At 71.5% G+C, this 10,955-nt stretch carries 9 protein-coding genes and 1 pseudogene; 2 read left to right on the forward strand and 8 right to left on the reverse strand.

Annotated elements, in window-relative coordinates; genetic code table 11:
• The 3 genes and pseudogenes from D7Y15_RS39540 to D7Y15_RS39550 all read right to left on the reverse strand — a co-directional run.
• Positions 1-424: pseudogene (locus D7Y15_RS39540) on the reverse strand (CPBP family intramembrane glutamate endopeptidase); the annotation flags it as partial.
• 155 nt (positions 425-579) lie between these two features.
• On the reverse strand, positions 580-1,224 hold the full coding sequence (locus D7Y15_RS39545; RefSeq protein WP_120580842.1) for a M23 family metallopeptidase: 645 nt from the start codon (positions 1,222-1,224) through the stop codon (positions 580-582).
• Positions 1,224-2,090 (reverse strand): PD40 domain-containing protein, encoded by an 867-nt coding sequence (locus D7Y15_RS39550; protein ID WP_121755794.1) that lies wholly within the window; start codon positions 2,088-2,090, stop codon positions 1,224-1,226. The genes D7Y15_RS39545 and D7Y15_RS39550 overlap by 1 nt, the downstream gene beginning before the upstream one ends.
• Positions 2,091-2,251: 161 nt before the next feature.
• Here D7Y15_RS39550 and hflX point away from each other — a divergent pair, with 161 nt between their 5' ends.
• Entirely contained in the window at positions 2,252-3,721 is a 1,470-nt protein-coding gene (gene hflX / locus D7Y15_RS39555; protein WP_121755795.1) for a GTPase HflX, read from the forward strand.
• A gap of 3 nt (positions 3,722-3,724) precedes the next feature.
• Here hflX and D7Y15_RS39560 read toward each other — a convergent pair whose 3' ends face one another.
• Together D7Y15_RS39560 and D7Y15_RS39565 are read right to left on the reverse strand one after the other, a co-directional pair.
• Positions 3,725-4,531 carry a hypothetical protein gene (locus D7Y15_RS39560; RefSeq protein WP_120580850.1) on the reverse strand — a complete coding sequence of 269 codons (807 nt, stop codon included), beginning with the start codon at positions 4,529-4,531 and terminating at the stop codon, positions 3,725-3,727.
• Between the two features lie 303 nt (positions 4,532-4,834).
• A complete protein-coding gene (locus D7Y15_RS39565; RefSeq protein WP_121755796.1) occupies positions 4,835-6,544 on the reverse strand; it encodes a R3H domain-containing nucleic acid-binding protein in 1,710 nt (569 codons plus the stop codon).
• Positions 6,545-6,887: 343 nt separating this feature from the next.
• On the opposite strand from D7Y15_RS39565, the gene D7Y15_RS39570 reads away from it, so the two are divergent.
• Entirely contained in the window at positions 6,888-7,370 is a 483-nt protein-coding gene (locus tag D7Y15_RS39570) for a response regulator (RefSeq protein ID WP_120580846.1), read from the forward strand.
• Here the strand turns inward: D7Y15_RS39570 and D7Y15_RS39575 are convergent.
• The 3 genes from D7Y15_RS39575 to D7Y15_RS39585 form a co-directional block, all read right to left on the reverse strand.
• The gene (locus tag D7Y15_RS39575; protein ID WP_121755797.1) at positions 7,304-7,882 is read right to left on the reverse strand and encodes a GNAT family N-acetyltransferase; all 579 of its coding nucleotides are present in this window, start codon (positions 7,880-7,882) and stop codon (positions 7,304-7,306) included. The two genes, D7Y15_RS39570 and D7Y15_RS39575, sit on opposite strands and share 67 nt — an antisense overlap.
• Positions 7,883-7,919: 37 nt before the next feature.
• The gene (locus D7Y15_RS39580; protein WP_121755798.1) at positions 7,920-8,111 is read right to left on the reverse strand and encodes a hypothetical protein; all 192 of its coding nucleotides are present in this window, start codon (positions 8,109-8,111) and stop codon (positions 7,920-7,922) included.
• Positions 8,112-8,217: 106 nt separating this feature from the next.
• On the reverse strand, positions 8,218-10,955 hold a 2,738-nt coding region (locus D7Y15_RS39585; RefSeq protein WP_148712989.1), incomplete at its 5' end, for a CHAT domain-containing protein.

The following is a 10,955-nucleotide window of genomic DNA, read 5'->3' on the forward strand; positions in this document are numbered from 1 at the left end:
CCCGCGCCCAGCCCTCGCGCACCAGCCCCACCTGCGCGGGTCCCTGACCGTCACGCCACATCAGCACCGCCACCAGCAGGCACATGCCCAGCGCCCGGATGACCAGCGGCGCCATGGACAGCGAGAAGCCCTTCGTCATCTCCGCGTCCGACGCCACCCACGCGCCCGCGCCCGCGCCGCCCAGCGCCACCATCAGGCCCAGCACGCCCCACCACGCTCCGCGCCGCGAGGACTCCCACGGCCGCAGGAGCATCAGCCCCCACGCCAGCAGCGCCAGCTCCACCGCCACGGCGGCCCCTCGGCCCAGCCGGGCCACCGAGGAGGGCCCCAGCACCGCGAAGAACACGAACGCGGCCTCCGCCAGCGCCTGGCGCTTCGCAGGGGCGTTCTCCAGCAGGACGGCGACATCACCACGAAGCACCACGGGCAATTCCTTCCGGCGCCACGGGGGAGAGTCCCGCGGGTTCCCGGACACGCTAACGACTTCGCCCCGGCGCTCCCGGTTTTTCATCCGCGCGACGCCCGGTTCAGGACGGGAGGGCCTTCCCTGGCCTCTCCCGTCCCGACAGGCCCCGCGGCCTACTGGCAGGTGATGCCGGGAAGCCCCCGGTACGCGCCCTGCGAGGTCCAGCGCGTGTAGGGCGTGCCGCAGGAGCCCGCGTAGGGGTCATCCGTGCCGTAGCCCGGCACGTAGTACTCGAAGTGCAGGTGCGGTCCCGTGGAAGCGCCGGACGAGCCCACGCGCGCAATCCAGTTGCCGCAGGCGAGCGTGGTCCCCCGCGCGAACTGCTGCGTGTATGCCTTCAGGTGCCAGTACCAGGTCTGCGTGTTGTCCGGGTGCCGCATGATGATGTAGTTCGCCGTGTAGAGGCCGCACGCGGCATAGGGATTGGACTGGTTCCAGTAGTTGCACCGGTCGTAGTACCCGTCCACCGACGCTTCGACGTAGCCCCGGGCGGCGTTCATCGCCCAGACGCCGTAGTCCATCTTCGAGAACCCGCCCACCAGCGCGTAGTCCGTGCCCGTGTGGCCGCTGTAGCGCACGCCACCGCAGGCGTAGTCCCGGCCGCCGTAGTCCTTGTACGCGCTCACCGTGCAGCCGCCGTTGCCGCACTGATCCGCGAGCTGCGACGCGGGGAAGCGGAACATCGTCTGCGCGGAGGAGACCGCCGGAAGCGAAAGCAGCGCGAACGCCGCCACCACCATGAGCCGCTGAAGGCGCATCACTTCGCACCTCCCACGTCCGCGGCCGCGTGGCCGGTGCGCACGTTGAGCGTCCAGAACACGCCGCCGCCCGCGTTGTAGCGGAGCACGTCCTCGCCCACCCACTCCATGTGGTGGCTGGAGACGGGCGGGGGCACGAACTCCTTCGGCGGGCCGCCGAACAGCATCCAGTTCTCCAGGCCCACGTTGGTGAGCTGCCGGGGCTCCGCGCCTTCCACCGTCGTGACGAAGAACGACGCCACGCTCGTCCGGCCCGACACGAACACCACCGTCTTGCCGTCCGGGGAGATGCTCGGCGTCGCGTCCACGCCCGGGCCGTCCGCCAGCACCTTCACGCGCCCCTTCATGTCGATGATGCCCACCGCCGTCTCATGCGGGCCCGGGGCGCCCGTCTTCAGCGTGGCCACCAGCGCGTCCCCCTTCGCCGTGGGGAACAGGTCGCCGCCCACCTGCTCGGCGAGCAGCCGCTCGCGGCCGTTCGCGTCGCGCAGCCGCAGGGTGCCCTCGCCGTCCAGCAGCGCCACCTCCTGGCCCACGATGCGCGCCTCGCGGTACTTGAACTCCGGGGCCACCACGCGGACCGCGCCGGTGTCCTCGGCGTACCGGACGATGGCCAGCAGCGGGAGGTCATCCGTCCCCAGCGGCTCCACGGGGATCTCCGCGACGATGCCCGCCAGCATCTCCCGGCCCTGGCCGAAGAGCTGGACGAAGCGAGCCTTGGGCCCGAAGGCCTTCTCCACGGCGGGGACCAGGCTCTCGCGCGCCTTCGTCACGCGGCGCAGGTCCGCCGGGTTCGGAGGCGCTTCCGCGAAGGCGGAGCCGCCCACCAGCGTCATCACGGCGAGTATGAGGAATCGATTCTTCATTTCACTCCGGGGGATGGGGAAGACCGCGACGGGAGCGCGGTGACGAGGTTGTCTCAATGTCTGGGATTGAGTTGCTTTTAAACTGGTTATTCAAGAATAAGCGGAAAATTGAATGAGCAATGCAGAGGCACGGCCGGGCCCGGCGTGTTACGAGCCCATGCATGGCGAAAACCCTTCCCGAGCGCCCACGCGCCGTCCTCGTCGGTGTCCAGCTTCCCGGGGTGACGGATGAAGCGCATGCCGCGGACCTGGCGGAGCTGAAGCGGCTGGTGCACACGCTGGGCTTCGACGCGGTGGCGACCGTGTCCCAGCGCCGGCAGCGGCTGGCCACCGGCACGGTGCTCGGCTCCGGCAAACTCAAGGAGCTGTCCGAGCTCACCGGCGGCTCGGGCGTCATCCCGTCCGGCGCGCAGGGCAAGACGTCGAAGGCGCGGGAGAAGTGGGAGGCCGAAGCCGACGCGGAGCCCGAGGACCCGGACGCCCCGGTGGCTCCCGGCGACGCGGACCCGAACGGATCCGGAGCCGCGCCGCCCGACGAGGACGACGACGCCTTCCCGGACACGGACGCGGAATCAGACGCGGACGCGGAGGCCACCGCCGTCGAACCGGGCCCCAGGCCCACCGTGGTGGTCGTGGACCACGAGCTGTCCCCCGGCCAGCTGCGCAACCTGGAGCGCGCCACGGGCGTGCAGGTGCTGGACCGCGCGGGCGTCATCGTGGACATCTTCCACCGGCACGCCAAGAGCCACGAGGCACGCATGCAGGTGGAGATCGCCCGGCTCAACTACCTGGCCCCGCGCCTTCGTGAATCCTCCGGAGGCAGTGAGCGCCAGCAGGGCCGCGGCTCGGGTGACTCGGCGGTGGAGCTGGACCGCCGCAAGATTCGCGACCGGCTGGCGGAGCTGCGCGAGGGCCTGGCCGCCATCCAGAAGGACCAGGACCACCGCCGCTACGCGCGCCGGGACCAGCTGCGCGTGGCGCTGGTGGGCTACACGAACGCGGGCAAGTCGTCGTTGATGCGCGCGCTCACGGGCAGCACGGTGCTGGTGGCGGATCAGCTCTTCGCCACGCTCGACACGACGGTGCGCGCGATGCAGCCGGAGACCCGGCCGCGCATCCTCGTCTCCGACACGGTGGGTTTCATCCAGAAGCTGCCGCACGACCTGGTGGCGTCCTTCCGCTCCACGCTGGACGAGGCGCTGGAGGCGTCGCTGCTGCTCTACGTGGTGGACGCGTCCGACCCCACGTGGGCCGCGCAGCTGGAGGTCACCCGCACGGTGCTCCGGGAGATTGGCGCGGACGTGGTGCCGGGCAAGCTGCTGTTCAACAAGGTGGACCGGCTGGACGCGGCGGTCCAGGAAGCGCTCCGGGCCGAGCACCCCGAAGCCATCTTCCTGTCCGCGCACCGGCCGGACGACGTGGCCATGCTGCGCCGGGAGGTCATCGCCTTCTTCGAGGCCTCCATGGTGGAGGCGGACCTGGTGATTCCCTACGCACGGCAGGCCCGCATCGGCGAGGTGTACGAGCACACCACCGTGGTGTCCCAGGCCTACGACGAGACGGGCAGCCGGCTGCGCGTGCGGGGTCTACCGGGCGCCATCGCCCGGCTCACCCGGTCGTTCCAGGAGTAGGCGTCAGCGCACGACGGGCACGGTCACCGGGTCCTTCTCGTCCACGGTGACCTCCACCTTGCCCACGCGCCACAGCACCGGCTGGAACGCGAAGTTCAGGCGGTGCCCGTCCGCGGTCTCCACCAGGGCGGTGCCCTCCTTGGGCAGGTAGTTGCCCACTTCATATTCGAGCGACGTGAGCGTGATGCGGTCCGTACCGTTCGGCCCCGTCAGCTCGCCCGGCCCGTCGAACACCAGCGACGTGCCGCCGATGATGGGCAGCCCGTCGCGCTTCCCCACGGTGCTGTTGATGGAGAAGCTGTGGCCCTGGCGGCCGGGCACCTGGCCCTCGACTTCCGCGAACAGGCGCGTCTCGTCCGCGCAGGTGCCGTAGCCCACCTTGGCCTGGAGCGTCTGGCCATCCACGGCCAGCTCGCGCAGGTCCGCCTTCATCTCCATCAGGTCCTCGCCGCCGCGGTACTCCAGCACCGCGCGTCCGGTGAAGCGCAGGCCGTGCACGTCACAGGCGGACGGGAAGGACACGACGACGGAGTCGGTGACGGCGTCCACGGCCTGCACCCGGAAGGTCGCGCAGGTCACCGAGGCGCTCAGCCCCTCCACTGCGCGGTTGAGGAAGGAGCGCCGGGGCTCGCCGCACGTGTACACGGGCATCAGGCCCAGCATCTCGAACGCGCCCCGCACCTGGTGCGTGGAGGCCGCCAGCCGCTCCACGCGGGCCTTCGCGTCGTCTATCTCCTCCTGGGTGGGCAGGTTGTCCCCACAGGCGGTGGTGGCGAGGGCGGCGAGGGCAGCGAAGGCAATGCGGCGCATGAAGGTCTCCGGAAAGACGGTGCGGCTCCCCCGCGCCATCGCGGAGGACCGTACCCCGAGCCTTCAGCAACGGTCATGCCCCCCTCAACCCCGCGAATCTCCAGGGAAAGGGGCTCCCCTGACCCCATGCAGCGTGTGCAGTGAGCTGCGCAACCAGGGGCGGCCCTGTCCGGGCCCGCCCGGTCCAAACCTGTCCGACAGTCGGACAAGTTCGCGCGGTCCGCCTCCGGCCCGGCCCCGGTCCAAAACCTGTCCGACAGTCGGACAAGTTCGCGCGGTCCGCCGCCGGAGGGGAGGCCGCGCTCAGGTCCGAGGGGGCTGGGAGATGCCTTCGTCCGCGGGCGAGGCTTCCGGGTTCGCGTCCTCGTCATCCCCGGTCTCTTCGTCCGCGGCCAAGGAGTCGTCGTCCTCCAGGTCATCATCCGGCTCCGGCGCGTCCACGTCCTCCGGCGCGGTGTCGGACGCTTCTGTCAGGACGGTGCCCAGCGGGTAGAGGACCAGGTGGCGCAGGGGCTCGCTGCCCACGCTCACGGCCTCCAGGTGGTTCTTCACCACCAGGGTGTGCTGCAACTTCCGCAGGCGCGACGGGCGCGGCGCGAGCGGCAGGCTGATGCCCTCCGAGAGCACGCGCTGGATGGCCTCCTCCGCGTCCGTGACCGCGGCGTTCACGTCCGCAGGGTCCACGCCCTCCAGCAGGTGGAACTCCGTGCGCAGCGCGCGGCGGATCTCCGTGGCGCTGTTGCGCTTGATGGCCAGCACCCGCGCTCCCACGCGCTCGGCCGCGCGGCGCAGCCGAGGCGAATTCGCACGGCTTCTCAGCGTGAGCACCACCTCCGCGTTCTCCGGACGGCCCACCACCACGGCCTCCACCGGCAGGTCGCGCAGCACGCGCTCCAGCAACTCGCGGCTCACCGCGTGCGCGGCGATGCGCGTGGGCCCGGGCCGGGGCGCTCCCAGCGCGGGCGTCCCCTTCGGCACGCGTCCTCCCGGAGGCGTGGCCTCCACCACCTGCGGCGCGGCCTCCACGTGCACGGCGCCGTCCTGCTGCCGCCGCTTCTCGCCGCCCACCTCCACGCCCGTGAGCAGCCGGTCCACCGCGCCGCCCGTGTCGCGGTGCACGCGCACCTCGTCGCGGTTCACCATCTCCACCACGATGTCGAAGGTGGGCGTGCTCTTGCGCTCCGTGACGGTCTTCTGCGTGCCCCGGCGCCGCGCCTCGTCGTCGCTCAGCGTGACGGTCTGCACGCCGCCCACCAGGTCGGACAGCGTGGGGTTCAACACCAGGTTCTCCAGCGTGTTGCCGTGCGCCGTGGCCACCAGCTGCACGCCGCGCTCCGCGATGGTGCGCGCGGCGGCGGCCTCCGCGGCGGTGCCAATCTCATCCACCACGATGGCCTCGGGCATGTGGTTCTCCACCGCCTCGATCATCACGTCGTGCTGACGGTCCGGCCGGCTCACCTGCATGCGCCGGGCACCGCCGATGCCAGGGTGCGGGATGTCCCCGTCGCCGCCAATCTCGTTGGACGTGTCCACCACCATCACGCGCTTGCCCAGCGCGTCCGCGAGCACGCGCGCCACCTCGCGCAGCTTCGTCGTCTTGCCCACGCCCGGCCGCCCGAGCAGCAGCAGGTTGCGACCGGACTCCACCAGGTCGCGCAGCATGTCGATGGTGCCCTGGATGGCGCGCCCCACGCGCAGCGTGAGCCCCACCACGCGGCCCTGGCGGTTGCGGATGGCCGACACGCGGTGGAGCGTGCGCTCGATGCCCGCGCGGTTGTCGCCGCCCACCTCGCCCACGTGGGCGAGCACCGCCTGGAGCGCCTCCTGATCCACGGGCGCTTCGGACAGCCGCGCCACACCGTGCACCAGCCGAGCCTCCGGAGGCCGCCCCAGGTCCATCACCACTTCCAGCAGCTCCGCTTCAGGCAGCCGCCGTACCGCCTCCTGGAGCGACGGCGGAAGGACCGCCACCAGCAGGGCGAAGTCATTGTTGGCGGGAGTTCCAGAAGCCATCCCCCAAAGCTGCCTCGCCCCGCCTGGCCGCGCACGGCTTTGCGTGATGCACAAAACGGGGCGCCGGCCGGGCGCTGGAGTGTCCGGTTTCCCACCCTTCCCGCTCACCCGTTTTCACTCACAGTGACATATCGGGGTCAGGGTCACCCCTGCGGCATAGGGCCCTTTTTCCCCACCTCCGCGCGACATTGAGACCTGGAATTCGTACTCAAAGTACGGGCATCCCAGGTCTTCAGGCCTAGGGGCATTGTGCCTGAATACAGGTATGGCGTATATTGCACAGCATACCTGGACGTAATGCACTTCAGACCTTTCCCCCGAGGTCTTGAAAGGCGGAGACGCGATGGCGGAAGGCAAGTTGAAGGCGCTTGTGGTGGATGATGACCCACTCGTGCTGGAGCTGGTGGAGCGCTCCATCAGCCGCTACGGCTTCGAAGTCGTCACCACGCGCGCGGCGCTGGGCGTGGCCAACCTGCTGCGGACCGAGCAGCCGGACATCGTGCTCCTGGACGTGAACATCCCGGCGCTGAGCGGCGACCGCATCCTGGGCGTGGTGCGCCAGTTCGCGGGTCCGGACACGCTCTTCATCCTGTACTCGTCCATGGACGAGTCGCGGCTGCGCGAGCTGGTGCGCGCGTCCGGCGCGGACGGCTACATCCCCAAGGGTGTCACCGGTCCGGAGCTGGCGCTGAAGCTGTCCGGCCTGCACCACAAGCGGATGGCGAACCGTCCCACGCCGGTGCGCGTGGATCCGGTGCTTCAGCGCGACGTGTCCGCGCCCCAGTCCCAGAGCACCACGGCCCAGGTGTCGATGGCGTCGCGGTAGGTGTGGACGGTCTCGAACCCGACCCGCGCGTGCGCGCGCAGGGAGCGGGTGTTGCGCGCCGAGACCTCGGTCACGACGCAGTCGAAGCGCGAGCGAAGCTGTTCGCGGTGCTGGTGGTAGAGCGCGTCGAAGAGGCCCATCCCCCGGTGGGCCTTGTCCACGCACACCTGCCCCATCACGTAGAAGCGCTGGTCCTTCAGCGGCCGGCCCCGGTGCTCGAGCCCTTCGAGGAGCGCGAACATCGGGTCCAGGACGGGGACCAGCGCGCGGCACTCGCGGGGCATCACCAGCGCGTACGCCACCACGTCGGAGCCCTGCACGGCGATGATGCTGGGCACGAGCGCGTGCATGCGCTCCAGCGTGGCCAGGTCATGCTGGACGGTGACGAAGCCCTGGGCGTGCTGCTCCTCTGGAGACAGCGCGGGAGTCAGGTTGCGGCGCTGCAGGGCCAGCACCTGCTCCAGCTCTTCTGGAGACTGCACGGCCCTCACGACATACGGATGCGACGGCATGGCGCGGGAGCATAGGCCCGCGCCACGCCCGCGAGCGTCAGCGATCGAATCCTGCCGGCCCCGGCGGAGGCTTGTCCGGCAGGTCGCTGTGGAACTCTTCGCGCTGTTCCTCCGGCGCCACGGGTGACGCGTCCACGCCAGCGGGTCCCGGGGGCGGCTTGTCCGGGAGATCGTTCTGGGGCTTGTCCTTCCCGGGGGCCTGACCCGCACTGTTCCGACAGTTCTTCATGTCCGTCCTCCTGAAGGGCCGCCGCGGGATGGGCGCTTCCGGCTTGCGTGCGGCTCCTTCTTGAAAACGTGCTGGGTCCGGTTCTTTTAAATGACCTTACGGATCGTCATTCGAACAGGAGCACGTCGTGCACCCAGCGGTCACCGGGGGAGGCCTGGAGCCAGGCTTGCCGCTCGTCGCGCAGGGCCACGCTGGGCAAGGCGCCCGCGTGGATGCGCTCGCGCACGTCGTTGAAGAAGCGGCCCGCGGTGTCCGGGATGTCCACCGTGGCGGCCAGCACCGCGCGCGCCCCGGCGTCGAGGAAGGCCACCGGCAGGCTGAAGGACTCGTGCGGGAAGGGCGCGGTGCGCGCGGCGCCGCATGCGGCCAGGAACACCAACGGTGCCTTGGAGAGCCCGTGAGCGCGCACCTGGTTGGCGGTGAGCGCGTACCGGCCATCCTGCTCCGGGGCCAGCATGAGGAGCGAGGCGTCCGACAGTTCCGGGCTGAACACGCCGTGCGTGTGGATCTCCACCTCGGTGGCGGTGGCCATCGCCTCCAGCACGCGCGATGGCGTGGCTCGCGCGCCCTCCAGCATCACGCGCCGGGCGTCTTCCCCAGGGGGATGCGACATCGGAGGCAGACGCGGAAGGCCCAGGGCCGCGGGCGTGTCCACGTTGGAGACAACCAGGTGCTCGCCGCTGTCCACCGGCGGAAGAGGGCCCACGGTCGCGTGGCCTACCCGGTAGCTCCAGGCGATGTCCGGCGGGAGCAGCCGGGGCAGGCCATTCACGGGAGGCGGGGCCAGCACCTGCACCTGCTCACACCCGCGCAGCGCTTCCTGTAACGCGGGCGGTACCAGCCCGGAGGCGTCCTGGCCGAGCGGCGCCGTGCGCGTCTGGGTGAAGTCCCCGTGCACCGCGCCCGAAGGGCCACGCGCCACCGCGAGCGTGCGCTCGTGCTGCACCGACACCGCGAGCACGCAGCGCTCCGGCACCTCGGTCACCTGGAACTGGCGGCCCGCGAGGGCGAGCGCCTCCACGAACGCGCCCGTGCGTCCGGCGTCGGAGATGAGCGCGGCGGAGGCGCGGGCCTGGGCGCGGCGGGCGTACACGTCGCCGGGCCACTGCTCCGCCTGCGTGAGGACGCTCCGCAGCAGGGCGCGTCCAGCGGTGGGGTCGCGCTCCAGCTCGAACTCGCCCTGGATGGAGTCCAGCAACGCGCGTTCACCGGGGCGAGCCTGGCCCTGCCTCAGTCCGGAGAGGGCACGGGACAGCGCGTCCGCCGCGCCGGGCATGGGGCCGAAGCGGGCCAGGTCCGCGAGCACGCCCGCGCCATTCAGCCCCAGCGGCAGGCCGGACTCCATCGACTGCTCCAGGTGCTGGCGGGCCTCGTCCACGCGGAAGTCCATCCACGCCAGGGTGGCCAGGTTGCGGTGCACGTAGTTGAGCTGCGTGCGGTCGTCGGGCACGCGCGCCAGCGACTCCCTGAAGTACGCGCTCGCGGTGGGGGCGACGTGGTGGAAGCGCGCCACCTGCGCCAGCTCCTGGAGGAACAGCCGCTCCTGCTGCCATTCTCCCTGCTTCTTCGCCAGCTGCCAGCCGCGCAGCGCGTGTGCGTGGGCCTCGGCGGGGCGGTGCAGCTCGCCCAGGTACATGTCCGTGAGCCACGCGTGCAGGTCGGCGCAGCGGTAGTCCAGCCGCTCCGCCGCGCACGTGCGCAGCGCCTCCCGCACGCGCGCCTCCGCCTTCCACCACTGGCCGTCGCGCACCTCCTGGTTGGCGCGCTCGCGTTCGGCGATGAGGTGGAACCACGGGTCGCCCAGTCCGTCCGCGGCGCGAGCGAACACCGCCACGTCCACGGGCCGTCCCGCCGTGAGCTCGTACCCGAGCGCGCCCACGTACAGGTCGTCCTCGCCGGAGCGCCGCAGTGTCTCCAGGAAGGCCGGAGGGAAGGGCGTCCTGCCGCGCACGGACCGCGCGTAGTCCCGGGCGAGCGGTTCTCGCTTCTGGAAGTCCCGCGCGGCCACGCGGGTGACGGTCGCGTGCAGCACCGTGCCGCCGCCATAGGCCCGGTCCAGGGTGTCCGCCAACGGCAGCAGCCGCAGCGCCGCGTCCTTCGAGGGAGCCGCGCGGACCGCGTCGTAGAAGGCCAGCCGGACGATGCCCGGAAGGTTCGCGGCCTCCTTCAAAGGCAGCGGCGCGTTGGAGTCCGCCATCAGGTCCTGCGTCGCCGCGAAGGCCTGCTTCCAGGCGCGGCCCCGGGCCAGCGTCTGTTCCCGCAAGAGGCCCGCATGGGTCCGCGCCTCCGCGCTCCAGCCGGGCTCGCCCAGCTTCGCCACGGCGTCGAAGGCATCCGCCGCGAGCAGGGGCAGGTCCAGGTTCCGCAGGACCAGCGCGTGGTTCCACAGGGCCTGTGGATGGTCTGGCTGCTCGCGGAGCACGTCCTCCAGCACGGCCAGGGCCTCGTCGAGCGCCGTCTGTTCGGAGGCCCCGGCATGGGCCAGCGCCAGCGCGACCGCGCGGTCGGAGTCCACGTCCGGGGAGGCGGCCGCGTTGCCCAGGTAGTTCAGGGCCTGCCGCGCGTCGCCCGCAAGCAGGTACGCGGAGGCGATGCCCCGCCAGTCCTGCCGGTCCTCCATCCGGGCCAGCTCCCGCAGCGGTAGCGGCGCCGCCGCGGGAACCCCTCCGCGCATGGGCACGTAGGGGCGGTGTCCATCCAGGGGGACGGAGGTCAGCCGGGCCTCCAGGGGCCGGGTGGGCTCCGGCGCGGACCACGGCGAGGGGGGCTCTCGCGTGACGCGCGTCGACCAGATGCTCACGGCGGCCAGGGCCAGGGCGAACGCCCCCAGGTGACTCCAGTGGG

Origin of the sequence: Corallococcus sp. AB030, from assembly GCF_003668965.1 — a bacterium.
GTDB classification, from domain to species: domain Bacteria; phylum Myxococcota; class Myxococcia; order Myxococcales; family Myxococcaceae; genus Corallococcus; species Corallococcus exiguus.

Coding starts and splice junctions, on each gene's coding strand:
- D7Y15_RS39545 (WP_120580842.1), bottom strand. CDS start 1,224: ATGCGCCTTCAGCGGCTCATGGTGGTGGCGGCGTTCGCGCTGCTTTCG.
- D7Y15_RS39550 (WP_121755794.1), bottom strand. CDS start 2,090: ATGAAGAATCGATTCCTCATACTCGCCGTGATGACGCTGGTGGGCGGC.
- hflX (WP_121755795.1), top strand. CDS start 2,252: ATGGCGAAAACCCTTCCCGAGCGCCCACGCGCCGTCCTCGTCGGTGTC.
- D7Y15_RS39560 (WP_120580850.1), bottom strand. CDS start 4,531: ATGCGCCGCATTGCCTTCGCTGCCCTCGCCGCCCTCGCCACCACCGCC.
- D7Y15_RS39565 (WP_121755796.1), bottom strand. CDS start 6,544: ATGGCTTCTGGAACTCCCGCCAACAATGACTTCGCCCTGCTGGTGGCG.
- D7Y15_RS39570 (WP_120580846.1), top strand. CDS start 6,888: ATGGCGGAAGGCAAGTTGAAGGCGCTTGTGGTGGATGATGACCCACTC.
- D7Y15_RS39575 (WP_121755797.1), bottom strand. CDS start 7,882: ATGCCGTCGCATCCGTATGTCGTGAGGGCCGTGCAGTCTCCAGAAGAG.
- D7Y15_RS39580 (WP_121755798.1), bottom strand. CDS start 8,111: ATGAAGAACTGTCGGAACAGTGCGGGTCAGGCCCCCGGGAAGGACAAG.